We start from the raw sequence: 24,745 nt of genomic DNA on the forward strand, positions 1-24,745 counted from the left end.
CAGTACCCTCTGTAAAGGTACGTAGTGTCGAACGGCCGCAGTTGGTGTTAGGTTCCCGGCATGACCGAGGCGCGCAGACCAGTGAAGAAGCCACCCATGCGGGAGGTGCTCGCAGAGGCGGCGTTCCAGCTCTTTCTGGAACGGGGCTTCGAGCGGACGACGGTGGACGACATCGTCGCGCGGGCCGGGGTCGGGCGGCGTTCGTTCTTCCGCTACTTCCCTTCCAAGGAGGACGTGGTCTTCCCCGACCACGAGCGCTGTCTCGCCGATATGACGGCGCTTCTGGAGGCGGCCGACGACGGCGACCCGGTGGGCACGGTGTGCGACGCGGCCCGGCTCGTGCTACGGATGTATGCCGCGAATCCGGAGTTCTCCGTCCAGCGCTATCACCTGACGCGGGAGGTCCCCGGCCTGCGGACGTACGAGTTGTCCGTGGTCCGCCGCTACGAACGCACGCTGGCCGAGTATCTCCGTGGCCGTTACGACGGCACCCCGGACGGCCCGCTGCACGCCGAGGTGATCGCCGCGGCCGTGGTCGCCGCGCACAACAACGGCCTGCGGTCGTGGCTGCGTTCGGGCGGCAAGGGGGACGCGGAGGCTTCGGTCGACCATGCCCTCGGGGTCGTGCAGCAGGTCTGGGGAGCCGCAGCCGAAGGCGTCGCCACGCCGGCCGCGGGCGACGACGTCGTCGTGGTGGTCGCCGCCAAGGGCACGCCCATGTGGCGCGTGGTGCAGAAGGTCGAATCGGCCCTCGCCGCGGACTGACCTCGGAGTAGGTACTCAGTACCTTTACGTCTCGGCACTCAGTGCCATATGGTGCGTCTGCGTCGAAGCACGGCGCCGACGCACCCGAGCCGAGTCCAAGGGGTCGAGACGTGTCCCATTCAGTTTCAGCAAGTAAGGCCGCGCCGACGGTGCCGGCAGAAGCCGGACTGATCCACCAGCTCTGCCACTGGTGCGGTACGGCGTCGTTCCGGCGGCTGTTGTGTCCGGTGTGTGCATCGAGCGATCTCGAATCCGTACGCAGCGACGGCCTGGGTGTCGTCGTGCGCTCCAGCGTGGTGCACCGCTATACCGAGGCTGCTCGCAACGAGTCCTTGGTCCGGCTGCCCGAGGGCTTCGTGTTCCGGTGCCAGGTCGTGGGTGCCGCACCGCATCTGGTGTACGTGGGCGCGCGAGTGCGCCCCGTCACCGGCGCCGACCCGGACTCCGGGGAGCCCCTCCTCGAACTCTGCGACCCGGTCGGGCGCGCCGATTGGCAGTGAACCGGTCCCCGCGCAGGCGGACGCCCGGACATCACCGGCAGCCGCGAGATGCCTCCGGTGAGGACGTCCAGGCATGCCTGAATGCAGCAGGATCCGCGTCGTGGGCTGCGGCTTGACGGGGCCAGGCATCACGGAGGTCCATGTCAGGTCCGGCCTGGACGTCAAGGTCGCCGAGCGTGGCGAGGCAGCTCCGGCGGCGGGCCGGTCCCGGGCCGTCGCGTGGCTCGACCGGGGTTTGCGCGGCGGGAAGTTGAGCGAGCCGGAGCGTCAAGGCGCGCTCGACAGGCTCGCATTCACGACTGACACCCCGAACGCTGCCGGAAGCCGCGCGCCCGGATCTCGCCCCTGCTGCCCCGGGGCATGGTGGTGCCGTCCTCGGCGCGGATCTGGATTTCGGTGTCGGTGAGCTGGATGCCGGCGCAGCCGATGGATGCGCTCCTGCTCCTGGATGAGGGCGGGTCCATCGGTCGATGGCCGGATGGGGCTCTTCCTGCCGGCTGCCGAGACCGATCGCCGTGATCATGTGACTTTGCCGCCGCCCGTCCGTCGGAGGTGGCACCGTCGCACGTTCGCGCGGCGGTGCTTCGACGAAGCGTCTGAGGGGGTTCGGGGTCTCCGTCGGCGAAGTCATCGTCGGAGAGACGCACAACTCAGTTTTTCTCATTGTGTGTTGAGCGCCGCAATGGCGCTCGCACTGCCACATGTGGTCAGCACGCCCTGACGGGTGAATGTCCCGGCCCGGCGGGCGCCGGGCCGCACATGTCGCCCCCATGGCTGGTTTGCTGCAGCTGGAAACTGGCGCGAGGCTCCGGGGGGCCGCCGGCCGCCCCCGGTGGAAGCGGCGCCCTGCCGGGTGCCGAGCCCACCCGCGAAGGACCGATCGAAGGAGCGTCGTAGTGACGACGATGGGCACAGCAGGGGCGGACGAGACAGACGAGTCGTACGCGAACGAGCTGCCGGTACACAGCAGGGAGCCGGGAAACATCATCGTCAGGTGGATGAGCACCACCGATCACAAGACGATCGGCACGATGTACCTGGCCACGTCGTTCGGCTTCTTCGTCGTCGGTGGTGTGCTGGCTCTCGTCATGCGCGCCGAGCTGGCCCGTCCCGGCACGCAGATCGTCTCGAACGAGCAGTTCAACCAGGCGTTCACGATGCACGGCACGATCATGCTGCTGATGTTCGCGACGCCGCTGTTCGCCGGGTTCGCGAACTGGATCATGCCGCTGCAGATCGGCGCACCCGACGTGGCGTTCCCACGGCTGAACATGTTCGCGTACTGGCTGTACCTCTTCGGCTCGATCATCGCGGTGGCCGGCTTCCTCACCCCGAACGGCGCCGCGGACTTCGGTTGGTTCGCCTACTCCCCACTGACCGACGCGGTTCATTCACCGGGGATCGGCAGCGACATGTGGATCATGGGTCTGGCCTTCTCCGGCTTCGGCACGATCCTCGGCTCGGTCAACTTCATCACCACGATCATCTGCCTTCGCGCGCCCGGTATGACGATGTTCCGCATGCCGATGTTCGTGTGGACCGTGCTGCTGACCGGTGTACTGGTCCTGCTGGCCTTTCCGGTGCTGGCGGCTGCACTTCTGGTGCTGGAGGCAGACCGTAAGTTCGGGGCGCATGTGTTCGAGGCGGCCAACGGCGGTTCGCTGCTCTGGCAGCACCTCTTCTGGTTCTTCGGCCATCCGGAGGTGTACATCATCGCGTTGCCGTTCTTCGGCATCGTCAGCGAGGTCATTCCTGTCTTCAGCCGCAAGCCGATCTTCGGCTACGTCGGCCTGATCAGTGCCACCATCGCGATCGCGGGCCTGTCCGTGACCGTGTGGGCGCACCACATGTACGTCACCGGCGGTGTGCTGCTGCCGTTCTTCTCGTTCATGACCTTCCTCATCGCGGTACCGACCGGTGTGAAGTTCTTCAACTGGATCGGCACGATGTGGAAGGGATCGCTGTCCTTCGAGACACCGATGCTCTGGTCCATGGGCTTTCTGGTGACGTTCCTCTTCGGTGGTCTGACCGGCGTCATCCTGGCCTCGCCCCCGCTGGACTTCCACGTCTCGGACTCGTACTTCGTCGTCGCGCACTTCCACTACGTCGTCTTCGGCACCGTGGTCTTCGCGATGTTCTCCGGATTCCACTTCTGGTGGCCGAAGTTCACCGGCAAGATGCTGGACGAGCGGCTCGGCAAGATGACGTTCTGGACGCTGTTCGTGGGCTTCCACGGCACATTTCTGGTGCAGCACTGGCTCGGTGCCGAGGGCATGCCGCGTCGTTACGCGGACTATCTCGCCGCCGACGGCTTCACCGCGCTGAACACGATCTCGACGATCTCCTCGTTCCTGCTCGGCCTGTCGATGCTGCCGTTCTTCTACAACGTGTGGAAGACCGCCAAGTACGGCAAGAAGGTCGAGGTCGACGACCCGTGGGGCTTCGGCCGTTCGCTGGAGTGGGCGACCTCCTGCCCGCCGCCGCGGCACAACTTCGTCACCCTGCCGCGGATCCGTTCCGAGTCCCCGGCGTTCGACCTGCACCACCCCTCGGTACGGACCCTCGACGAGGGCGCCCACCGTCCCGGCGCCACACCCGCGACCCCCGGTGACCGGTAGGCGTGAGCGCGGCAGTCCGCCGAGAAGGAGGAAGGAGCACCGAGTGGACCCCGACAAGGAGAGCGCCCGCGGACTGGCACAGATGGAGGGCTATCTGCTGTGGAGCGCAGAGGTCGAGGAGGCGCGCAGGCTGGCCCGCCGTTTCACCGACGAACTGCCCTGGCTCACCACCACCCAGCGTGAGGACGTGGCCCGCGTGTACACCGCGGACCGTGTCGTCGCATCCCGGGCGATGGTGGCCCGGATCGCCACCCGCTCCACCGAACTGCGCGGCGAGTACAACGACCGCTATCGCAGGCTCAGGGCGCGCTGTGTCGCGGCGGCAGTCGTCACCGTCGGCGCGGTCAGTGGTACCTGCACGGCTCTCACCCTGCTGACCCGCTGACATCGGGCGGTCGTCCGTTCTGTCGTCCTCAGCAGGCGAACTCGGACCCGGTTCGTGAGGATGGTGGGTGACGGGCGTGTGTGACCTGGCAGGAGAACGGGCGCCCGCGCAGACCCGAGAAGGGACGGACACCGTGGCACGACCCAGGATTCTCGTCGTCGGCGCCGGATTCGGCGGGGTCGAGTGCGTACGCCGTCTGGAGCGCGCACTCAAACCCGGTGAGGCCGACATCGCGCTCGTCGCCCCGTTCTCGTACCAGCTCTACCTGCCACTTCTGCCGCAGGTGGCGTCAGGCGTGCTCACACCGCAGTCGGTCGCGGTGTCGCTGCGCCGCAGCCGTCGGCACCGCACCCGGATCATCCCCGGCGGGGCGATCGGCGTGGACACGACGGCGAAGATCTGCGTCATCCGCAAGATCACCGACGAGGTCGTCGACGAACGGTACGACTACATCGTCCTTGCCCCCGGCAGTGTCACGCGCACCTTCGACATCCCCGGCCTGCTCGACAACGCCCGCGGGATGAAGACTCTGGCCGAGGCCGCCTACATACGCGACCACGTGATCGCACAGCTGGACCTGGCGGACGCCAGCCACGACGAGGAGGAGCGGGCCTCCCGGCTGCAGTTCGTGGTGGTCGGCGGCGGATACGCGGGCACCGAGACCGCGGCCTGCCTGCAGCGGCTCACCACAAGTGCCGTCCGGTACTACCCCAGGCTGGACCCGAAACTCATCAAGTGGCATCTGATCGACATCGCCCCGAAGCTGATGCCCGAGCTGGGGGACAAGCTCGGGCTCAGCGCCCTGGAGGTGCTGCGCGAACGCGGGATCGACGTGTCGCTCGGAGTCTCGGTCGCCGAGGCGGGGCCGGACAAGGTGACGCTCACCGACGGCCGGGTGCTGCCCTGCCGCACGCTGATCTGGACGGCCGGTGTGACCGCGAGCCCGCTGGTCGCCACCTTCGGCGCGGAGACCGTACGGGGCCGTCTGGCGGTGACCCCGGAGATGACCCTGCCGGGCTTCGACGGTGTCTTCGCGCTCGGCGACGCCGCCGCCGTACCCGACCTGGTCAAGGGCGGCGGCGCGGTCTGCCCGCCCACCGCGCAGCACGCCATGCGGCAGGGCCGCAGGCTCGCCGACAACCTGATCGCCACGCTCCGTCACCAGCCGCTGAAGCCGTACGAACACAGAGACCTCGGGCTCGTCGTGGACCTCGGTGGCAGGGACGCGGTCTCCAAGCCGCTCGGCGTCGAGATGCACGGAATCGCCGCGCAGGCCGTGGCCCGCGGCTACCACTGGTCGGCGATGCGGACCAATGTGGCCAAGGCCCGGGTCATGACGAACTGGATGCTCAACGCCATAGCCGGTGACGATTTCGTACGCACCGGATTCCAGTCCCGCAAGCCGGGCACCTTGCGCGAGTTCGAGCACACGAACTCCTACCTCACCCCGGAACAGGTCCGCCAGCACACCGCCTCATTGACCGCCCGAGGCTGATCCGGGACAAGTCAGGGAGCGGCATGTCGCGTCGGTGAGGCGACGGGCCACCGTTCTCACACGTCGCGGATCCGCAGATCCATCCGGTCGAGGTGGTCGGTGTCCGCGACGAGGTCGATCGCGACGATTCGACCGGCCTCGACGGTGAAGCCGATGACGACCCGCGGTCCTCCGCCCGGGGCCCAGACGGCGCCGGGAAGCCCGTCGATCAGGGCGGGCCGTGCTGCCGAGGCGCGCGCCGCGAACGTGCCGGCCACCGCAGCGGCCCCCACCGCCCCGGCCACGCCCGACAAGGCCGCCGCAGAGTCGACACGGAGTACGACGTCGGGATCGAGCAAGGCCAGCAGCGAATCGAAGTGGCCGCCGCGCGAAGCGGCCAGGAAGGCGTCGACGACTTCACGCCGACGGGCCATGTCGGTCCCGGGATCCGGGACCGTGCCCTGTACGCGCCGGCGCGCCTGACTGGCGAGCTGCCGGGTCGCGGCCGGGGTGAGTTCCACGATGGGGGCGATCTCGTCGAACGGCACGGCGAACATGTCGTGCAGCACGAACGCCAGACGTTCCGCGGGCGACAGCGTGTCCAGCACCACGAGCAGCGCCAGCCCGACCGAGTCGGTGAGCTCCGCCCGCTCCTCCGGCCCGACGCCGAAGTCGTGGCCCACGGCGGACCCCGGCAGCCGCGATTCCCAGGGATCCTCACGGCGGGTCTCGCGGCTGCGCAGAATGTCGAGCGAGACCCGGGCGACGACCGTCGTCAGCCATCCACGGAGGTTCGCCACGTCTCCGACGTCGGTGCGGACGAGTCGCAGCCAGGTGCTCTGGACGGCGTCGTCGGACTCTGCGGCCGAGCCGAGCATCCGGTAGGCCACTGCCCGCAGCCGGGGCCGGTGCTCCTCGAAGCGGGCCGCCAGGAGTTCCTGTTCGTCCATCGGTCGCTCTCCTCCGTCGCTCCGTGTCGTACGAGTGACCCATGGGACCAGGCCTTTGCGACACGCTCCGGGAGCCGACACGCCGACACGCCGACACGCGAGGGAGGCCGGCACTCCGACACGCGCGGGAGGCCGGTGACCGCCGGAGAGCGGGCACCGGCCTCCCGGAGACCGGGCGGCTCAGCCGTTGCCTTCGTGGCCCGCGGTCAGCGCCGGGTCGCGCTCCACCACCGGGTCCAGAACGTCGTCGATGGCCTTGAGCAGATCCGCGTCGAACCTCACGCCCGCTGCCCTCACGTTCTCCGTGACCTGCTCGGGCCGGGAGGCACCGATGATCGCGGCGGAGACGTTGGGGTTCTGCAGCACCCAGGCGACGGCCAGCTGAGCAAGGCTCAGACCGGCCTGGTTCGCCAGCGGCCCCAGCTGCTGGACCCGCTCCAGGACGTCGTCGCGGAGCCAACCGGCGACGAACGATGCCCCGCCCTTGTCGTCCGTAGCCCGCGAACCGGCCGGCGGCTGCGCCCCCGGCTTGTACTTGCCCGTCAGCACGCCCTGGGCGATCGGCGACCAGACGATCTGACCGATGCCGAGCTCCTCGGACGCGGGCACGACTTCACTCTCGATGACCCGCCACAGAGCCGAGTACTGCGGTTGGTTGGAGACGAGCGGAACATTGAGCTCGCGGGCCAGGCCGTGTCCGGCGCGCAGTTGGTCCGCCGTCCACTCCGAGACGCCGATGTAGAGGGCCTTGCCGGAGCGGACCACGTCGGCGAACGCCTCCATGGTCTCCTCCAGCGGCGTGCTGTGGTCGTAGCGGTGCGCCTGGTACAGGTCCACATAGTCGGTCTGCAGCCGGCGAAGCGAGTTGTCGATCGACTCGAGGATGTGCTTGCGGCCCAGACCGCGGTCGTTCTGCCCGGGGCCGGTCGGGAAGTAGACCTTCGTGAACACCTCGATGCTCTCGCGGCGCTGGTCCTTCAGCGCCCGGCCGAGGACGGCCTCGGCGCGGGTCTCGGCGTAGACGTCCGCGGTGTCGAAGGTGGTGATTCCGGCGTCCAGGGCGGCCCGGATACAGGCGGCGGCCGCGTCCTCCTCCACCTGGGAGCCGTGGGTGATCCAATTCCCGTAGGCGATCTCACTGATCGTCAGACCGCTGCGGCCGAGTCGGCGGAATTCCATGTGCCTGCTCTCCCTGTGCTGATGCGTGAACACGTCATGCTAAGCGTGCGCCGGTGTGCCGGCCGGGAGGACTCAGGCGTCGGGCACGGTGCCCTGGATCCGGCGGAGGAAGTCCGCGTTGTCGGGGGTCTGCCGGATCCTGTCCAGCAGCACTTCCAGCATCGCCTGCGGGTCCCTCGTGTGCAGTGCGCGCCGCAGTCCTCGTACGGCGGTCAGTTCGGCGGCGGGGAGCAGCAGTTCCTCTCGGCGGGTGCCGGACTGCGGAATGTTCACGGCCGGGTGGATCCGTCTGTCCGCCAGTGCGCGGTCCAGCCGGAGTTCCATGTTCCCGGTGCTCTTGAGCTCTTCGAAGAAGTAGTCGTCGGCGCGGGACCCGGTGTCCGTCAGCGCGGTGGCGAGGATGGTCAGCGAGCCGCCCTCCTCGGTGCGGCGCGCGGCGCCGAAGAGTCGCTTGGGTCCGAGCAGGGCGGCGGCGTCCACACCACCGCTGAGGGTGCGGCCTCCGGCGGACGCCGCGTTGTTGTGGGCACGGCACAGCCGGGTGAGCGAGTCGAGCAGGATCACCACGTCCTGGCCCTGCTCGACGAGCCGCTTGGCGCGTTCCACCGCGAGTTCGGCGAGGGCGATGTGCTCCTTCGCGGGCCGGTCGAACGTAGAGGCGAACACGTCGCCGCGCACGGAACGGCGCATGTCCGTCACCTCCTCGGGGCGCTCGTCGAGCAGCACCACCATGAGGGGGCACTCCGGATGGTTGGCTGCGACAGCGGCGGCGATCTGCTGCAGCAGGACTGTCTTGCCGGTCCTGGGCGGGGCGACGATCAGCCCGCGCTGTCCCTTGCCGACGGGGGCGACGAGATCGACGATGCGGGTTGCCGGGCTGCCGCCGGGTGTCTCCAGACGCACCGTTGCCCGGGGTGGAGAGGGGTGAGATCGGCGAAGTGCGGCCGGCCCTTCAGCGCCTGCGGGGGACGGCCGTTGATCCGCTCGACCGCTGACAGGGTGCGCGGCCGGTCGCAGAGGCCTTCGACGAGATCGCCCCTGCGCAGGCCGTGCCGGCGGACGAGGGCCGCAGGTACCTGGACGTCGGCGGGGGAGGGGTGGCCGCCGTCTGTGCGCAGCGCGCCGTGCCCCTGGTGCGTCAGGTCGAGGACTCCTGCCACGTTCGTCGGCAGTTGTCGCTGGTCAAGAGGGTGCTTGAGGGTGGTGGTCATGCGGGGTGGTCCTTTCGCGACATGGCGAATGAAGGGGCCCGACGGATGCGTAGGGGCGGTGGGATCACGCCCCGGACGACGGGCAGGAAAGTCCGTACCGGACTGGAGGAAGGTGGTGCGGGAAGCTGCGTCGCCGGTCAGGAAAGGACGGACGGAGCAGCGACAGGAAGGAGAACGGCACCGGCGCCCGAATCGGGGCGTTACACACGTGCCGTTTGCACTTTACCACCTGGCGGACGCGTCAGGTGCCGGGAATACGGAAGGGCGGTGGCTGCTGTGCAGCCACCGCCCTTCCCTGCTCGCCCTGCCCGGTCCGCTCAGTCGCCCCGGAAAGCGCCGAGGATCTCTTCGGCCGCGAGGGTTGCCGTCAACTCGCCGTCACGCACGCGCTGTTCGAGCGAAGGTGTGAGCGCACGGACCTGCGGATGGCTGCGCAAGCTGTCCAGCAGCTCGTCGCGCACCATCGTCCAGGTCCAGTCGACCTGCTGGTCACGCCGCTTCGCGGCCAGCCGCCCCGTCGAGTCGAGCAGCGCACGGTGCTGCTCCAGCCGCTCCCACAGGGTGTCGAGGCCGGTCGACTCACGGGCACTGCACGTCAGCACCGGCGGAGTCCAGGCCGCGTCCGCCGGGTGCATCAGCCGCAGGGCGCCCGCCAGTTCGCGGCCCGCCGCACGCGCGTCCCGCTCGTGCGGACCGTCGGCCTTGTTCACCGCGATCGCGTCCGCCAGCTCCAGTACGCCCTTCTTGATGCCCTGCAGCTGATCGCCGGTGCGGGCCAGCGTGAGCAGCAGAAACGTGTCGACCATCTGGGCCACGGCCGTCTCCGACTGGCCCACCCCGACCGTCTCCACCAGCACCACGTCGTAACCCGCCGCCTCCATCACCACGATGGACTCCCGGGTCGCCTTGGCCACCCCGCCCAGCGTCCCGGCGGTGGGGGAGGGGCGGACGAACGCCGCAGGATCGACCGCAAGCCGCTCCATCCTGGTCTTGTCGCCCAGGATGGAGCCGCCGGTCCGGCTGGAGGACGGATCGACGGCCAGCACCGCGACCCGGTGCCCCAGCCCGGTGAGCATCGTGCCCAGTGCATCGATGAACGTGGACTTCCCGACCCCCGGTACGCCACTGATTCCGACGCGCCGCGCGTTGCCGGAGTGCGGCAGCAGCTCACGCAGCAACTGCTGGGCCAGCGCCCGGTGATCGGGGCGGGTGGACTCGACGAGAGTGATGGCGCGCGCGATGTGCGCCCGCTTCCCGTCGAGCACCCCCTTCACATAGCTGTCGATTTCGATCGTCGGAGGCATCGGGTCAGCGGCTCACAGCTCATGGCCGAGCGCGGCACCGAGCCGCGTCACCAGATCGAAGGCGGCATCGGGGATCACCGTGCCCGGCGGGAACACGGCCGCCGCACCCGCCTCGTGCAGCGCTTCGACGTCCTGCGGCGGGATCACCCCGCCGACCACGATCATGATGTCGTCGCGGCCCTCGGCGGCCAGCTCCTCACGGAGCGCCGGTACGAGGGTGAGGTGCCCGGCAGCCAGCGAGGAGACGCCCACGATGTGCACATCCGCCTCGACCGCCTGCCGCGCCACCTCGGCCGGCGTCTGGAACAGCGGGCCGACATCGACGTCGAAGCCCAGGTCGGCGAAGGCCGTCGAGATCACCTTCTGACCGCGGTCGTGACCGTCCTGGCCCATCTTGGCGACCAGGATGCGCGGACGGCGCCCCTCCGCCTCCTCGAACCGGCCGACCAGCGTCCGGGTACGGTCCACGGAAGGTGACTCCCCTGCCTCGTTGCGGTACACACCGGAGATCGTACGGATCTGCCCCGCATGCCTCCCGTACACCTTCTCCAGGGCGTCCGAGATCTCGCCGACCGTGGCCATCGCCCGCGCCGCGTCGACCGCCAGCGCCAGCAGATTGCCTTCGAGACCCGCGCCGGGACCGCTCTCGGCCGCGGCCGTCAGTGCCCGCAGGGCGGACTGGCAGGCTGCCTCGTCGCGCTCCGCGCGCAGCCGCCGCAGCTTCTCGATCTGTTGGGTGCGCACCGAGGAGTTGTCGACCTTGAGCACATCGATCTGCTCTTCCGTCTCCACCCGGTACTTGTTGACTCCGATCACCGGCTGCCGCCCGGAGTCGATCCGCGCCTGGGTACGGGCCGCGGCCTCCTCCACCCGGAGCTTGGGGATGCCCGCGTCGATGGCCTGCGCCATCCCGCCCGCTGCCTCGACCTCCTCGATGTGCTGCCAGGCCCGCCGCGCCAGGTCGTACGTCAGCTTCTCCACGTACGCGCTGCCGCCCCACGGGTCGATGACCCGGCCGGTACCCGATTCCTGCTGGAGCAGCAGCTGGGTGTTCCGGGCGATCCGCGCCGAGAAGTCCGTCGGCAGTGCGAGGGCCTCGTCGAGCGCGTTGGTGTGCAGCGACTGCGTGTGTCCCTGGGTGGCGGCCATGGCCTCCACGCAGGTCCGGGTGACGTTGTTGAACACGTCCTGCGCGGTCAGCGACCAGCCCGAGGTCTGCGAATGGGTGCGCAGCGAGAGGGACTTGGCGTTCTTCGGTTCGAACTCCTTGACCAGCTTCGCCCACAGCAGGCGGGCCGCCCGCATCTTCGCGATCTCCATGAAGAAGTTCATGCCGATCGCCCAGAAGAACGACAGCCGGGGTGCGAACGCGTCCACATCGAGACCCGCGTCCCGACCGGCCCGCAGGTACTCCACCCCGTCGGCGAGGGTGTACGCCAGCTCCAGGTCGGCCGTCGCGCCCGCCTCCTGGATGTGATACCCGGAGATGGAGATCGAGTTGTAGCGCGGCATCTTCTGCGAGGTGTACGCGAAGATGTCGGAGATGATCCGCATGGAGGGCTTCGGCGGATAGATGTAGGTGTTGCGGACCATGAACTCCTTGAGGATGTCGTTCTGGATGGTCCCGGCCAGCTTCTCGGGCGGTACACCCTGTTCCTCGGCGGCCACGATGTACAGCGCGAGTACGGGAAGCACCGCTCCGTTCATCGTCATCGACACCGTCATCCTGTCCAGCGGGATGCCGTCGAACAGTTGGCGCATGTCGTAGATCGAGTCGATCGCCACACCGGCCATGCCGACGTCGCCGGTCACCCGCGGGTGGTCACTGTCGTAGCCGCGGTGGGTCGGCAGGTCGAAGGCGACGGAGAGTCCCTTCTGCCCGGCTGCGAGGTTGCGGCGGTAGAAGGCGTTGGACTCCTCGGCCGTGGAGAACCCCGCGTACTGCCGGATCGTCCAGGGCTGGTTGACGTACATCGTCGGGTAGGGACCGCGCAGATACGGGGCCATGCCCGGATACGTACCGAGGAAGTCGAGCCCTTCCAGGTCACGCCCGGTGTACAGCGGCTTGACCTCGATGCCTTCCGGAGTCTCCCACAGAAGATCGCCGTCGGAGCCACCGGTGGACTCCTTCACCGCCGTGTGCCACTGGTCCTCGGACCCCTCGGCGCCGGTGCCCGGCCCGAGTTCGATGTCGGAGAAGTCGGGGATCCGCATTACGCCACACCCATACGGTCGAGAACGGAGGAGAGCACGGCCACCACGTCGCAGCCCGCGAAGACGTACTCGTCGACACCGGGATACTCGGCGGGCCGGCCCGCGAGGAACACCCGCTGCGCGCCGGTCGCGCGCAGCGCCGAGGCCACGGCTTCCGCCTGCTCGGCGTACAGCGCGTCACCGGAACACAGGCACGCCACCGTGGCCCCACTGGTCGCGAAGGCCTCGGCCGCCGTCGAGGCGTCCACCGTCGCCGGGTCGTGCACGGGCTCGATCCCGCCCGCCTGGAACAGGTTCGAGGCGAACGTGGCCCGCGCGGTGTGCGCCGACGCGGGGCCGAGCGCCGCAAGGAACACCCGGGGCCGTCGGCCCGTCGACGCCAGATGGGCGTCCGACCGGGCACGCAACGCCTCGAACGCCTCGTCACGACGCACCGTGGGCAGCCCGCCCGACGCGCCGTCGGCGGCGGGGGTCACCTCGCGCTCCACCGGGCGCTCCGCAAGGTGCGGGAACTCGCTGACACCGGTGACCGGCTCCTTGCGCCGTGCCAGATCCTTGCTGCGCGCCGCCCAGGTCTCCGCCAACCGCTCACCGATCAGGCCGGAGCCGAGCGCCGCGGCCTGACCGCCGGCCCGCTCGATCTCCTGGAAGAACGCCCAGGCGGAGTCGGCGAGTTCAGCGGTCAGCCGCTCCACGTACCAGGAGCCGCCCGCCGGGTCGATCACCCGGGCCAGATGCGACTCCTCCATGAGGATCGTCGACGTGTTACGGGCGATACGACGGGCGAACGCGTCCGGCAGACCCAGCGCGTGATCGAACGGCAGCACGGTGACGGAGTCGGCCCCGCCGACGCCCGCGCCCAGACATGCCAGTGTCGTCCGCAGCATGTTCACCCACGGATCGCGCCGCGTCATCATCACCGACGACGTCACCGCGTGCTGGCGCTGCGCGCCGGCGTCCGCGGCCCCGCACACCTCGGCGACCCGCGCCCACAGCCGGCGCGCCGCGCGCAGCTTGGCGATGGTCAGGAACTGGTCGGCGGTGGCCGCGTACCGGAACTCCAACTGGGCACAGGCCGCGTCGACGGAGAGCCCCGCCCCGGTCAGCGCGCGCAGATAGGCCACACCGGTCGCCAGCGAACTGCCCAGCTCCTGGGCCGCCGATCCACCGGCCTCGTGGTACGGCAGCGCGTCCACGGTCAGCGCCCGCAGCCCGGGATACTCCTTGGCGCACCGCTCGGCCCAGTGCACGGCGGCCGCCGGCTCCGGTGCACTGCCGCTGCGCGCCGCGTGGCCCAGTGGGTCGGCGCCGAGAGTGCCGCGGGCGGACTCCGGGGCCACGCCCCGCTCCGCATACAGCCGCAACAACTCCGTTGCGGCGGAGTCGAGTTCGCTGCCCGCGTCGAGCACGACCGGAGCCAGATCGAGATAGACGCCGTCCAGCGCACGCGCGAGCCCGGACACCGGCACGCCCGTCGCACCGCCGACGGTCAGCCACAACGAGGTGACACCGTTCTCCAGATCTGCGAGCACGGCTTCGTTGAGCCGGGACGGATCCGTCAGGCTGTGCCGCTGCCGTACGTCCCAGCCGTTCGCCGCGTTCCCCTCGGCCTTGCTGCCGCGGGTGAAGGGGGCGAAGCCCGGAAAACCGGCATCGGGCGCGTCATCGCGTGAGGTGTACAGAGGGCGGGTGATGAGCCCGGCCTCCACTGTGGTGGACAGTGCTTCCTCGGCTGCCGAACCCGCAACATCCTTGCCCGACTTGCGCAGCACACCTTCGACAAGGCTCTGCCACTGCTCATGGGCTGGGTCAGGGAATTCGGCGGCCAACGAAAGCCCGTCAGCAGGCAGGACCGTCATGCCCAGATGCTAGGCGAAGGCTCAGATGAGCAGCAGGGGAACCGCCTGTGACCTTGCCCTCTCCGCGCGCACTTGATCCTTTACGGACGGTGGCGTAATCGGGGAGCTGTCGGCGGTCAGGACCGGGCACCCCTGCCGCCCCGCCCGCCGCTGTTCGACACCCCCTCGTGACACCCGATCGGCCCACTCGCGTCCGGGTACACCGCACCCGGCTCACCGGTCCCGCCGGTTTCGGCGGCGTCTGTCCGATCGTCACCCCCGACCCCGTCGAAGCGGTATCGGCACCGACCGCGTCCGCGCATTCGATCAGGGACCCCGCAAGGCGGCCGCTCAGCTCTCCGTTCCAGGGGAATTGCCACAGTGCATCACGAAATATCCGAAGTTATGCTGCAGGCAATCCATCCGTCAGGAGAGGACACGCCCGTGACTGTGGGACCTGTGGAGTACCTCGTCGTCGCATTTCCCGGGAGCCGTTTCACCGGGGCCATTGCGCCGGCGCTGGCCGAAGCGGTCGCCTCGAAGGCGGTGCGGATCCTCGACCTGACGTTTGTGTACCGGGGCGAGGACGGCACGCTCGAATCAGTGGAGCTGGACGACCTCGACCCTGATGACCTGGTGTCGTTCGAGCCGGTCGAGGGAGTGGTCGGTGGCCTGTTGAACAGCGAGGACATCCGGACTCTCGGGGAGAGCGTGCCACCGGGCAGCTCCGCCGCACTGATCGTGTGGGAGGACCTGTGGGCCGTGCCGCTCACAGCGGCCGTCCGGGCCTCGGGCGGTCAGGTGGTGGCGCATGAGCGGATCCCCGCCGAGATCGCGGAGGCGGCCGTGGCCGCCGGCGGTCCCACCGGCTGACCTTGCCCGGCCCGCAACAGGCCGTCGCACCGTACGCACCGCACCGCACTGGAAGGGGCGCACATCATGCCGATTTTCCGAGGACCGGGCATGAACCGCAGAGGACCGGGACTGCTGGGCACCGTGGCGCGCACCGCCGTCGTCGCGGGCACGGCATCGGCGGTCAGCGGACGGGTCCAGCAGCGCCAGCAGCAGAGGTGGGGCGCGCAGGAAGCGGCCGCACAGGAGGAGGCCACCGCACAGCAGCAGACCCCCCCTGCCCGGGCAGCGGCTCCCGCGCCCCCGGCGGACGACATCATCGACCGGCTGGAACGACTGGCCGAGCTGAAGAAGCAAGGGATCCTGACCGACGCCGAGTTCGAGGCGCAGAAGGCGAAGATTCTGGCCGGCTGAATCCGGCCGGGGCGAATCCATTCATCAGCCGTGTCGGCAGTAAGCCGTGCCCGGAATGAGTCGCGTCCGGAATAAGGGGAATCCATCGTGCAAACCGCCAGGGCCGTTGCGGCTGCCACCGTTGTCAATCTGCGTGACCTGGGCGGCATTTCGCTGGGTCGCGACCGCTGCTTCCGGTCGGGAGCGGTGCTGCGCTCCGGACCGCTCAGCGCATTCGACGCGGCCCGGGACGTGGCGGTGACCGCCCTGGGGATCCGGACGGTCGTCGATCTGCGCACCGCCGACGAGCGCATGGCGGCCCCCGACCGGCTGCCGCCCGGAGCCCGGCTCTTCGTCGCCGACGTCCTCGGCGACAACCCGGGCGTGGCACCCGCCCGGCTGCGCGCGCTGCTCAGCGATCCGGTGGCCGCGGAGGAGGTGCTCGGGGGTGGAAAGGCCGAGGGGCTGTTCGCGCAGACCTACCGGAAGCTGGTGCTGTCGCCGGGCGCCGCGGCCGCCTACCGTGCCTTCGTCGAGACGGCCGCGGACGACCGTGCCCGGCCGGTGCTGTTCCACTGCACGGCGGGCAAGGACCGCACCGGGTGGGCCACCGCGCTGCTCCTGCTCATGGTCGGGGCGTCACGCGATGTGGTACGGGCGGAGTTCCTCGCCGTGAATCCGGTGGTGCGGGCTGCCTTCCAGCCGTATGTGCAGGGCTTCCTGGACGCGGGCGGCGATCCCGAGATCGCAGCCGCGATCATCGAGGTCCGTCCCCGCTATCTCTCGACCGCGCTCGACGCGATGGACGAACGGTGGGGCGGTCTGGACGGCTATGTGCGTGACGGTCTGCGCATCCCCGAGCCCGTGGTGGAGCGGCTGCGGAGCGGGCTCGTGGTCTCCGCCCGGCCGGAACCGGCCATTGCCGCCACCTGATCGGCCAAAGCGGTCATCCGCGAAGGATCCATCGGTCGACTCCATACCCCTGACGGGTAGGTCGTCGCCTGCCTGCACGGCCGAGGTGATTGCCGTGGGCCGGGCCGCGGACGAGGACACTCCGCGGTCATACGCGAGGAGCGGCCCGGGTACCGGGGAACCGGCGCCCGGACCACCCTCGGTATCGTGGGAGTACGGGATCAAGGGTTCTCCGAGAGGGGTGCACGTTGACCGAGCGCAAACCCGCCGGTGTCAGCTTCGAATCGTGGGTCGACAAGCAGATCCGTGAGGCCGAGCAGCGCGGCGACTTCTCCCAGCTGCCGGGTTTCGGCAAGCCGCTGCCCGGTATCGACCGCCCGTACGACGAAACCTGGTGGATCAAGGCGAAGATGCAGCGTGAGGGGGTGTCGATGCTGCCGCCGGCCCTGGCCCTGCGCAAGGAGGCGGAGGACACCCGTGCCTCGGTGTCCGAAGCCCGCTCGGAGGCCGAGGTGCGCCGGATGCTCACCGAGGTCAACGAGAAGATCGAGGCGGCGATCCGCAGGCCGCCGCCGGGCCCCCTGCTGAACATGCGCCCGTTCGACATCGACGCCGTGGTCGAGGCATGGCGTGCGGAGCGCGGTCCGGCGTAGGTCACGGCAGCGGGCAGGGGAGGCCGGGAGTGGACCCGGCCTCCGATGCGTAATACTCCCTTTATGAAACCGAGTGTTACGCGACCGGTCGGCGGGGCAGGCTGCCGGGATGTGCTGATCCGGCGGGCGACGGCGCGCGACGCCAAGCGTCTCACCCGGTTGGTCAGGAACTCCCGCGCCTACGAGGGGCCGTACGCGCCCATGGTCGCCGGATACCGGGTGGGGCCCGACTACATCGAGACCCATCGTGTCTTCGTGGCCGTCCACAGCGGTACGGACCAGTTGCTCGGGTTCTACTCGCTGGTGCTCGAACCGGCCGAACTGGATCTGATGTTCGTCGCCGACGATGCGCAGGGTCTCGGTATCGGACGGCTGCTGATCGCGCATCTGCGCGGCGAGGCGCAGCTGGCCGGGCTCACCGGTGTTCGCATCGTCTCGCATCCGCCTGCCGAGGGCTTCTACCGCAGTGTCGGTGCCCTGCGGACCGGCACTGCCACGGCCAACCCGCCCGCGGTGATGTGGGACCGTCCCGAACTGACACTTCCGGTCGCCTGACAGGCCGCGAGGGAGCCCGGCCGGGACCCGGTGACCCGGATCCCGGCCGAACGGCCGGGACCCGGTGACCCGGATCCCGGCCGAACGCCTGGTGCGCCGGGAACCGTTACGAGGCGAAGCCACCGTACGGGCGCGTGATGAGCTCCATGGCATGTCCGGCGGGGTCGAGGAAGTAGATGCCCCGGCCGCCGTCGTTGTGGTTGATCTCGCCCGGATGCTTCCGGTGCGGATCGGCCCAGTAGGTGATCCCGAGCTCCTTGATGCGGGCGTACGACGTATCGAACTCCGCCTCCGAGACCAGGAAGGCGTAATGCTGCCCGACGATCGATTCGGCGGGAATGGTCGCGAAATCCAGCGTGACCCCATTTGCCGTGGCGACCGCCACGAACGGGCCCCATTCCGCCCCGATTTCCAGACCCAGGATGTGTGCAAGGAATTCGGCGGATTCCCGGTTGTTCCGGGCGTGAATGATGGTGTGATTCAACTCGACTGACACTGTGGAATGCCTCCAACGGGCATCTCACGGGCACCTCCACGCCTCACCCGGCCGGTGACCGGCGCGCGATGCCGTATTCAAGATCGTAGGCGCGTCCGGCACCGTTCGTCGAGGGCATGGCCGACGGCGCATTCGGGCTGCCGCCCCGACGTGAGATCTCTACGGTGGGGTAGGAGGCGGCGCAACGGGTTCGACAGCTACCGCGGACGGAGGCTCACGGTGACCCCGACACCCGGCGAGGACCGCGAAGCGGACAGCGGTCGGGAGTCCGACCTCGGCCGCCACGAGACGGCCGAGGAGCGGGCGGACCGGCTGTGGACGGATCTGCTCCAGGAACTGCGCGTCGCCCAGACCGGCGTCCAGATCCTGTTCGGCTTTCTGCTGGCCGTCGTCTTCCAGTCGCGGTTCGCCGCTCTGTCGGACATGAACCGCACCATTTATGTGGTCACCGTGATGCTGGGGTCGGCCACGGCCGCCGCGCTGATCGGGCCCGTCTCCCTCCACCGGCTGCTCACCGGGCACCGGCTCAAGCCGCAGACCGTGGTGTGGGCGTCGCGACTGACCGTGCTCGGCCTCGTGCTGCTGTTCTGCACGATGTGCTCCGCGCTGCTGCTCATCCTGCGGGTGGCCCTCCACAACGCGCTCGCACTGTGGCTGGTGGGCGCCATGGCCCTGTGGTTCCTCATCTGCTGGTTCGTGTTCCCCGTCTGGGTGCTGGCGCGCTCGGCATCGGAAGGCGAGAAGTGACCTCGGAGGCGTACGCGGCGTGCGGCGGGCAGCCGAACAGTTGACTGCGACCGTTCGGCTCAGATGTCCTCGGCAGCCGGGCTTCGGATGTCGGTGACGGTGAAGAGCCCGCCGTCCGGGTCCAGCAGGGTTGCCTCCGTGCCGTGCCCCTGTGTCCGCTGCTCGACCACCGAACCCCCGTGCTGCCGCGCCGCCGAGACGGCTGCCGCCACATCGGACACCGGGAAGTGGACCTGCCAGTGCGGGCGGACCAGTGGATCCGGCGCGGCCTCGACCGCACCGGAGCTGATCCGGGCCAGCCGCTTGCCGCCGCAGTCCACCACGACCTCGTCCTTCTCGTACGAGACCTCGCAGCAGCCGGGACGTCCGGTCGCCCAGTCGAGGACCTGGCCGTAGAAGATCGCGGCGTCGAAAGCGTCCCTGGTGCGCAGTTCGAGCCACGCGTTCGAGTGGTCGTCGGGCGCCGGCGGTGAGGTCGCCGCTTCGGTCCGCTCCCAGATGCCGAACACCGCGCCGTCGCGGTCCGCCGCCAGGGCGCCGCGTCCCTTGCCGAGTGCCAGTGGCCCCACCGCCACCGTGCCGCTGCGCTCACGGATACGCGACGCAGCCACATCGGCGTCCTGCACGGCGAAGTACGGAGTCCATGCCACCGCGACCCGGATGGCTGTGGCGATCGCCGCGATACCGGCCACCGGTACGTCGTCGCGGCGTGCGACGGAGAATTCCTGCCCCAGCTTTCCCGGCCGGAACGACCACCCCAGCGTGGCGGTGTAGAACTCCTGTGCCGACTTGAGGTCCCGGGTCATGAGGTTGACCCAGCAGGGCGCCGACGGTCCGGTCAGCGGTGCCGAGGGGGGCGCGGTCCTGGGTCTGCTTCCCGTCATGGTGCTGCTGCCTTCATCGGTTCTGCGGCACACGCATGCCGTGGCGGTCGGGCCTCTACCAGCCTCACTTCGGTCGGTCGGTCGCGCAACACGCGCCGATGCGGACATGCACCTGCTCAGTCGCGCGTCTCGTCCTTCTCGTGCCGGATGGGCTCGTTCCCGTGGTCACCCAGTTCGTAGGGGGAGAGCCCTCGCCCGTCGGCCGGGAAGCTGTCGTCGCCGTGGACGTCGCGCTCCTCGACGTGTGTGCGGTGGTCCGGCCGCAGCGGCTGCTCATCGGGCCGGGGCGGCGGCAGTTCCTCGGCCCGGCGCCGCCGTCCCAGCCAGACGGCGCCGATCAGCATGCCCACGAGGGCCACGCCGACGATCGCCATCACGACGCCGAGCGCACCCCGCCCGTCCGCGAGCGTGACGGCCAGGGAATTGAGGGCTCCATTCGATACGTCCATGCATGCCGGATACCCCGAGCCGGGGCCGTCACTCGGCTATGACCTTGAATTCATGTTTTAAGTGGATATAACGAGAAAGGAGTTTCAGTGCTCGCCGACCGCTTCGTGTCGCCGACACCCAGCCGTGGGGTGAGCCTGGAGGAGGGGCAGCACCGAGAGCGGAAGGAACCCCCCGTGAACAGCACACAGGAGCAGGCAGACGAGAACCGGTACGGCAAGGAGGTGGCGGTCGCCGTCAGCGGATGCTCGAAGGACGACGCACGGATGGTCTTCGACGTGCTGCGGGCCGCCTTCACCACCGACCGCGCCTCGGTGGACGTGCCGCAGGACCTGGGCGGGAAACGACCCACCGTATGGAACGTGACCGTCGATGTGTCCGAGGCGAGGGTGGTCTCGGGCCCCATCACGATCGGCAGGCCCGTGACACTCGATGTGCAGGGCGGCTACTGGGCGGTCGACGAGCTCAGGAGGCACCTGGCGGACGCCTTCACGGTGCGGGTCGTCGGAACGGTCTCCGGCGACCAGGAGGAGGAGGTACGCCTGCGGGTGGAGAGCAGGTGAGGCGCGCACCTGCGCCCGGAGTCGGCGCAATGCATCGGGAGGCCTCGGCGTATCTGGTACAAAGCACCCAAAAGCTACTGCTTTGAGAGGTGCGAACGGGTGGAACATGCGAGCCGGTGGGAGGGCGGTGCCGGTGATCCGGAGTCGGCTCTTCACCGTTCGACGCTGACGCTGCACATCAACGGAACCGAACGGACCCTGTCGCTCGACCACCGCACCACCGTCCTGGACGCGTTGCGTGAGCACCTCGGCCTCACCGGCGCGAAGAAGGGCTGCGACCACGGCCAGTGCGGGGCGTGCACCGTCATCGTCGACGGCCGGCGCGCCAACAGCTGTCTGCTGCTCGCCGTCGCACACGACGGGTCCGCGATCACCACCGTCGAGGGGCTCGCCGACGGGGACGAGCTGCATCCCCTGCAGGAAGCCTTCCTCGCCCGGGACGCCCTGCAGTGTGGATACTGCACCCCCGGCCAGATCTGCTCGGCGGTGGGCATGCTCGCCGAGGCAGCCGACGGCTTCCCGTCCCACGCCACCGAAACAGGCCTGCCCGGCTCCGGCCCGGCCCGGCTCACTGCCACCGAGATCCGCGAACGGATGAGCGGCAACCTGTGCCGCTGCGGGGCGTACCCCCGAATCGTCGAAGCGATCCTGGACGTGGCGCCGTGAAGCCGTTCGAGTATCTGCGCGCCCGCAGCACCGCCGAGGCGGTCCGCGCGAGCGCCGCTCGCCCCGGAGCCGTGTATCTCGGCGGAGGCACCAATCTGATCGACCTGATGAAGCTGGGTGTGACCACCCCCGACCTGCTCATCGACGTCAGCGGGCTGCCCCTGGACCAGGTGACGGACACGGCCGACGGCGGTCTGCGCATCGGCGCGACCGTGCGCAACAGCGACCTCGCCGGCCATCGCACCGTGCGCACCCGCTACCCCGCCCTGTCGCAGGCACTGCTCTCCGGGGCCTCCGGGCAGCTCCGGAACACCGCCACGACCGGCGGAAACCTGCTGCAGCGCACCCGCTGCCCGTACTTTCAGGACACCTCGAAGCCCTGCAACAAGCGGGCACCGGGCACCGGCTGTCCCGCCCGCGAAGGCGCCCACCGGGATCTCGCCGTCCTCGGTCACTCCGTGGACTGCGTCGCCACCCAACCCTCGGACATGGCCGTCGCCCTGGCCGCCCTGGACGCGGTGGTCCAGCTGTACGGACCGGACGGCGAACGCTCCGTACCCGTCACCGACTTCCACCGGCTGCCGGGGGACACACCCGAGCGCGACACGGTGATCCGGCCGGGCGAGCTGATCACCGAGGTGCTGCTGCCGCCCGGTCCGGACAGCGCGGTCTCCCTCTACCGCAAGGCTCGCGACCGCGCCTCGTACGCCTTCGCCCTGGCCTCCGTCGCCGCGGTCGTCACCGTTCGCGACGGCCGGATCCAGCACGCCGCGCTGGCCTTCGGCGGGCTGGCCCACCGCCCGTGGCGGGCCCGTGCCGCGGAAGAGGTCCTGCGGGGCGCCACCGCCGGCCACGACACCTTCACCCGGGCCGTGGACGTCGAACTCGCGGCCGCCCGGCCGTTGCGCGACAACGCGTTCAAGGTGGAGCTCGCCCGCGGTCTGGCCGTCGACGCCCTGACCGCACTCACCGCCGCCGTCTGAGAACGTGAGGACTCCCGCCATGAGCCAGGCCCCCCAGCCGCTGGGCAGCCCCGTGGCCCGCCGCGAAGGCCGGGACAAGGTCACCGGAGCCGCCCGCTACGCAGCCGAGCACACCCCGCCCGGCTGCCTGTACGCCTGGCCCGTACCCGCCACCGTCGTACGCGGCCGGATCACGGCGATCCATACCGGCGAGGCACTCGCCCTGCCCGGCGTGCACACCGTCCTCACCCATGAGAACGCCCCGAGACTGAGGCAGCCCGACGACCCGGCCCTCGCCGTCCTCCAGGACGACCGGGTCCCGCACCGGGGCCGGCAGGTGGCGCTCGTGGTGGCCGAGACGTTCGAGGCCGCGAGGGCAGGAGCCGAGGCCGTCCGGATCGAGTACGAGAGCGCCGGACACGATGTCCGGCTCACCGAGGACCACCCGGGCCTGTACACACCGCAGACGGTGAACGGCGGATACCCGGCCGTCCGCGAACGCGGAGACTTCGACCGCGCCTTCGCCGGGTCCCCCGTACAAATCGACGTCACGTACACACTCGGGCCCCTGCACAACCACCCCATGGAACCGCACGCCTCCACCGCCCACTGGGCCGACGACGGGCAGCTGACCGTGTACGACTCCAGCCAGGGCACCGGAACGGTCCGTGACACCCTGGCGACCGTGTTCGGGCTCCGGCCCGATCAGGTCACGGTCGTCTCGGAACACGTCGGCGGCGGTTTCGGCTCCAAAGGCACCGCGCGCCCACAGACCGTCCTCGCCGCCATGGCCGCACGCCACACCGGGCGCCCCGTCAAACTCGCCCTGCCGCGGCGCCAGTTGTCCGCAGTCGTAGGCCACCGCGCACCCACCGTGCAACGCATCCGACTCGGCGCGGAGTTCGACGGCACCCTCACCTCGCTCGCCCACGAGATCATCACCCACACCTCCACGGTCAAGGAGTTCGTGGAACAGGCGGCCGTGCCGGCCCGCGCGATGTACTCGTCCGGGCACAGTCGTACGGTTCACCGGGTGGCCGCCCTGGACGTACCCAGCCCCTCCTGGATGCGCGCACCCGGCGAGGCCCCCGGTATGTACGCGCTGGAGTCGGCCATGGACGAGCTCGCCGTGGCCCTCGGCATCGACCCCGTCGAACTGCGTCTGCGCAGCGACCCCGCGTACGAACCCGACTCCGGCCGCCCCTTCAGCAGCCGCGGCCTCGCCGCCTGCCTGGAGGAGGGTGCCGCACGGTTCGGCTGGTACGACCGCGACCCGCGCCCCGCAGTCCGCACCGAAGGCCCACTGCTGCTCGGTACGGGCGTCGCCTCCGCCACGTACCCCGTGTACGTCGGTGGTTCCAGCGCGTCGGCGCACGCAGCAGCCGACGGCACCTACCTCATCAGGATCAACGCCACCGACATCGGCACCGGCGCCCGCACCGTCCTTGCGCAGATCGCCGCGTCCGTGCTCGACGCCCCCGTGGCCGACGTCCGGATCGACATCGGCAGCAGCGCACTGCCCGAAGCGCCGCTGGCCGGAGGATCCGCGGGTACGGCCTCCTGGGGATGGGCCGTGCACAAGGCGTCCGCCGCCCTGGCACGACACCTGCTCGAGCGCACCGGGCCCCTTCCCGACGAGGGCCTCACGGTCACCGCGGACACCTGGGAGGACGCGGCGGTGGAATCCCCGTACGCACGGCATGCGTTCGGTGCGCAGTTCGCCGAAGTCGCCGTCGACACCCGCACCGGTGAGGTCCGGACGCGCCGCATGCTCGGCGTCTTCGCCGCCGGACGTATCCTCAACTCCCGAACCGCGCGCTCCCAGTTCATCGGTGGCATGATCATGGGGCTCGGCATGGCACTGACCGAGGGCAGCACGATCGACCCCGTCTTCGGCGACTTCACGCAGAACGATCTCGCCTCCTACCATGTGCCCGTCTGTGCCGACATCCCACAGATCGAGGCGCACTGGATCGACGAGGACGACCCGCATCTCAACCCGATGGGCAGCAAGGGCATCGGTGAGATCGGCATCGTGGGCGCCGCGGCCGCTCTCGGCAACGCCGTGCGGCACGCGACCGGCGCCCGGGTGCGCAGCCTCCCGCTCACGCCGGACAAGCTGCTGCCGTATCTGCCGTAAGGGTGGATGCGGCGTGGTCACGCTCCGTGGTGCATTC

Annotated in this window: 24 protein-coding genes and 2 pseudogenes; 16 read left to right on the forward strand and 10 right to left on the reverse strand. The window is 69.8% G+C overall.

Features of this window, described 5'->3' with window-relative positions:
• The first annotated feature begins 60 nt into the window (after positions 1 to 60).
• From OG963_RS39735 to OG963_RS39745, 3 genes and pseudogenes are all read left to right on the forward strand, one after another.
• The gene (locus tag OG963_RS39735; RefSeq protein ID WP_319740116.1) at positions 61 to 765 is read left to right on the forward strand and encodes a TetR family transcriptional regulator; all 705 of its coding nucleotides are present in this window, start codon (positions 61 to 63) and stop codon (positions 763 to 765) included.
• A gap of 110 nt (positions 766 to 875) precedes the next feature.
• Positions 876 to 1,265 carry a Zn-ribbon domain-containing OB-fold protein gene (locus tag OG963_RS39740; protein WP_371799990.1) on the forward strand — a complete coding sequence of 130 codons (390 nt, stop codon included), beginning with the start codon at positions 876 to 878 and terminating at the stop codon, positions 1,263 to 1,265.
• Positions 1,266 to 1,338: 73 nt separating this feature from the next.
• A pseudogene (locus tag OG963_RS39745) lies at positions 1,339 to 1,524 on the forward strand (3-hydroxyacyl-CoA dehydrogenase NAD-binding domain-containing protein); the annotation flags it as partial.
• 34 nt (positions 1,525 to 1,558) lie between these two features.
• Here the strand turns inward: OG963_RS39745 and OG963_RS39750 are convergent.
• Positions 1,559 to 1,729 carry a hypothetical protein gene (locus OG963_RS39750; RefSeq protein ID WP_371800370.1) on the reverse strand — a complete coding sequence of 57 codons (171 nt, stop codon included), beginning with the start codon at positions 1,727 to 1,729 and terminating at the stop codon, positions 1,559 to 1,561.
• A gap of 441 nt (positions 1,730 to 2,170) precedes the next feature.
• On the opposite strand from OG963_RS39750, the gene ctaD reads away from it, so the two are divergent.
• The 3 genes from ctaD to OG963_RS39765 all read left to right on the forward strand — a co-directional run bounded on the left by ctaD (position 2,171) and on the right by OG963_RS39765 (position 5,763).
• On the forward strand, positions 2,171 to 3,883 hold the full coding sequence (gene ctaD / locus OG963_RS39755; protein ID WP_319740236.1) for a cytochrome c oxidase subunit I: 1,713 nt from the start codon (positions 2,171 to 2,173) through the stop codon (positions 3,881 to 3,883).
• A gap of 43 nt (positions 3,884 to 3,926) precedes the next feature.
• Positions 3,927 to 4,268, forward strand: a complete 342-nt coding sequence (locus tag OG963_RS39760; RefSeq protein ID WP_371799991.1) for a hypothetical protein — start codon at positions 3,927 to 3,929, stop codon at positions 4,266 to 4,268.
• A gap of 133 nt (positions 4,269 to 4,401) precedes the next feature.
• Positions 4,402 to 5,763 carry an NAD(P)/FAD-dependent oxidoreductase gene (locus tag OG963_RS39765; protein ID WP_030929190.1) on the forward strand — a complete coding sequence of 454 codons (1,362 nt, stop codon included), beginning with the start codon at positions 4,402 to 4,404 and terminating at the stop codon, positions 5,761 to 5,763.
• A gap of 56 nt (positions 5,764 to 5,819) precedes the next feature.
• Here OG963_RS39765 and OG963_RS39770 read toward each other — a convergent pair whose 3' ends face one another.
• The 6 genes and pseudogenes from OG963_RS39770 to mutA form a co-directional block, all read right to left on the reverse strand.
• Positions 5,820 to 6,692 carry a sigma-70 family RNA polymerase sigma factor gene (locus OG963_RS39770; RefSeq protein ID WP_371799992.1) on the reverse strand — a complete coding sequence of 291 codons (873 nt, stop codon included), beginning with the start codon at positions 6,690 to 6,692 and terminating at the stop codon, positions 5,820 to 5,822.
• A 180-nt stretch (positions 6,693 to 6,872) separates the two neighbouring features.
• A complete protein-coding gene (locus OG963_RS39775; RefSeq protein WP_362273177.1) occupies positions 6,873 to 7,871 on the reverse strand; it encodes an aldo/keto reductase family protein in 999 nt (332 codons plus the stop codon).
• A gap of 72 nt (positions 7,872 to 7,943) precedes the next feature.
• Positions 7,944 to 9,082, reverse strand: a pseudogene (gene rho, locus OG963_RS39780) (transcription termination factor Rho).
• Positions 9,083 to 9,399: 317 nt separating this feature from the next.
• On the reverse strand, positions 9,400 to 10,386 hold the full coding sequence (gene meaB, locus OG963_RS39785; protein ID WP_362273181.1) for a methylmalonyl Co-A mutase-associated GTPase MeaB: 987 nt from the start codon (positions 10,384 to 10,386) through the stop codon (positions 9,400 to 9,402).
• A gap of 12 nt (positions 10,387 to 10,398) precedes the next feature.
• Positions 10,399 to 12,600 (reverse strand): methylmalonyl-CoA mutase, encoded by a 2,202-nt coding sequence (gene scpA / locus OG963_RS39790; protein ID WP_371799993.1) that lies wholly within the window; start codon positions 12,598 to 12,600, stop codon positions 10,399 to 10,401.
• Positions 12,600 to 14,459 carry a methylmalonyl-CoA mutase small subunit gene (gene mutA / locus OG963_RS39795; RefSeq protein WP_371799994.1) on the reverse strand — a complete coding sequence of 620 codons (1,860 nt, stop codon included), beginning with the start codon at positions 14,457 to 14,459 and terminating at the stop codon, positions 12,600 to 12,602. The genes scpA and mutA overlap by 1 nt, the downstream gene beginning before the upstream one ends.
• A gap of 423 nt (positions 14,460 to 14,882) precedes the next feature.
• On the opposite strand from mutA, the gene OG963_RS39800 reads away from it, so the two are divergent.
• The 5 genes from OG963_RS39800 to OG963_RS39820 all read left to right on the forward strand — a co-directional run bounded on the left by OG963_RS39800 (position 14,883) and on the right by OG963_RS39820 (position 17,803).
• Entirely contained in the window at positions 14,883 to 15,311 is a 429-nt protein-coding gene (locus OG963_RS39800; protein ID WP_234322217.1) for a DUF6325 family protein, read from the forward strand.
• A gap of 90 nt (positions 15,312 to 15,401) precedes the next feature.
• The gene (locus tag OG963_RS39805) at positions 15,402 to 15,704 is read left to right on the forward strand and encodes an SHOCT domain-containing protein (RefSeq protein ID WP_319740125.1); all 303 of its coding nucleotides are present in this window, start codon (positions 15,402 to 15,404) and stop codon (positions 15,702 to 15,704) included.
• 87 nt (positions 15,705 to 15,791) lie between these two features.
• Positions 15,792 to 16,616: a tyrosine-protein phosphatase gene (locus OG963_RS39810; RefSeq protein WP_030929157.1), complete on the forward strand. Its 825-nt coding sequence runs from the start codon at positions 15,792 to 15,794 to the stop codon at positions 16,614 to 16,616.
• Between the two features lie 227 nt (positions 16,617 to 16,843).
• Positions 16,844 to 17,248: a DUF1992 domain-containing protein gene (locus tag OG963_RS39815; protein WP_371799995.1), complete on the forward strand. Its 405-nt coding sequence runs from the start codon at positions 16,844 to 16,846 to the stop codon at positions 17,246 to 17,248.
• A gap of 63 nt (positions 17,249 to 17,311) precedes the next feature.
• Positions 17,312 to 17,803, forward strand: a complete 492-nt coding sequence (locus OG963_RS39820) for a GNAT family N-acetyltransferase (protein WP_319740127.1) — start codon at positions 17,312 to 17,314, stop codon at positions 17,801 to 17,803.
• 106 nt (positions 17,804 to 17,909) lie between these two features.
• On the opposite strand, the gene OG963_RS39825 is transcribed toward OG963_RS39820, so the two are convergent.
• Positions 17,910 to 18,299, reverse strand: a complete 390-nt coding sequence (locus tag OG963_RS39825; RefSeq protein WP_030929149.1) for a VOC family protein — start codon at positions 18,297 to 18,299, stop codon at positions 17,910 to 17,912.
• Between the two features lie 219 nt (positions 18,300 to 18,518).
• On the opposite strand from OG963_RS39825, the gene OG963_RS39830 reads away from it, so the two are divergent.
• On the forward strand, positions 18,519 to 19,046 hold the full coding sequence (locus OG963_RS39830; protein WP_319740128.1) for a DUF6328 family protein: 528 nt from the start codon (positions 18,519 to 18,521) through the stop codon (positions 19,044 to 19,046).
• 59 nt (positions 19,047 to 19,105) lie between these two features.
• Here the strand turns inward: OG963_RS39830 and OG963_RS39835 are convergent, their stop codons facing one another.
• Positions 19,106 to 19,930, reverse strand: a complete 825-nt coding sequence (locus OG963_RS39835; RefSeq protein ID WP_030929144.1) for a VOC family protein — start codon at positions 19,928 to 19,930, stop codon at positions 19,106 to 19,108.
• 116 nt (positions 19,931 to 20,046) lie between these two features.
• Positions 20,047 to 20,379, reverse strand: a complete 333-nt coding sequence (locus OG963_RS39840) for a DUF6479 family protein (protein WP_030929141.1) — start codon at positions 20,377 to 20,379, stop codon at positions 20,047 to 20,049.
• A 174-nt stretch (positions 20,380 to 20,553) separates the two neighbouring features.
• On the opposite strand from OG963_RS39840, the gene OG963_RS39845 reads away from it, so the two are divergent.
• From OG963_RS39845 to OG963_RS39860, 4 genes are all read left to right on the forward strand, one after another.
• Positions 20,554 to 20,940, forward strand: coding sequence for a hypothetical protein (locus tag OG963_RS39845; RefSeq protein ID WP_319740130.1), 387 nt, complete (start codon positions 20,554 to 20,556; stop codon positions 20,938 to 20,940).
• 99 nt (positions 20,941 to 21,039) lie between these two features.
• Positions 21,040 to 21,606 carry a 2Fe-2S iron-sulfur cluster-binding protein gene (locus tag OG963_RS39850; protein WP_319740131.1) on the forward strand — a complete coding sequence of 189 codons (567 nt, stop codon included), beginning with the start codon at positions 21,040 to 21,042 and terminating at the stop codon, positions 21,604 to 21,606.
• Positions 21,603 to 22,589 carry a xanthine dehydrogenase family protein subunit M gene (locus OG963_RS39855; RefSeq protein WP_371799996.1) on the forward strand — a complete coding sequence of 329 codons (987 nt, stop codon included), beginning with the start codon at positions 21,603 to 21,605 and terminating at the stop codon, positions 22,587 to 22,589. Before OG963_RS39850 ends, OG963_RS39855 begins: the two co-directional genes overlap by 4 nt.
• A 19-nt stretch (positions 22,590 to 22,608) precedes the next feature.
• Positions 22,609 to 24,708, forward strand: coding sequence for a xanthine dehydrogenase family protein molybdopterin-binding subunit (locus OG963_RS39860; RefSeq protein WP_371799997.1), 2,100 nt, complete (start codon positions 22,609 to 22,611; stop codon positions 24,706 to 24,708).
• Positions 24,709 to 24,745 lie beyond the last annotated feature (37 nt).

Source organism: Streptomyces sp. NBC_01707, from assembly GCF_041438805.1.
Taxonomy (GTDB): domain Bacteria; phylum Actinomycetota; class Actinomycetes; order Streptomycetales; family Streptomycetaceae; genus Streptomyces.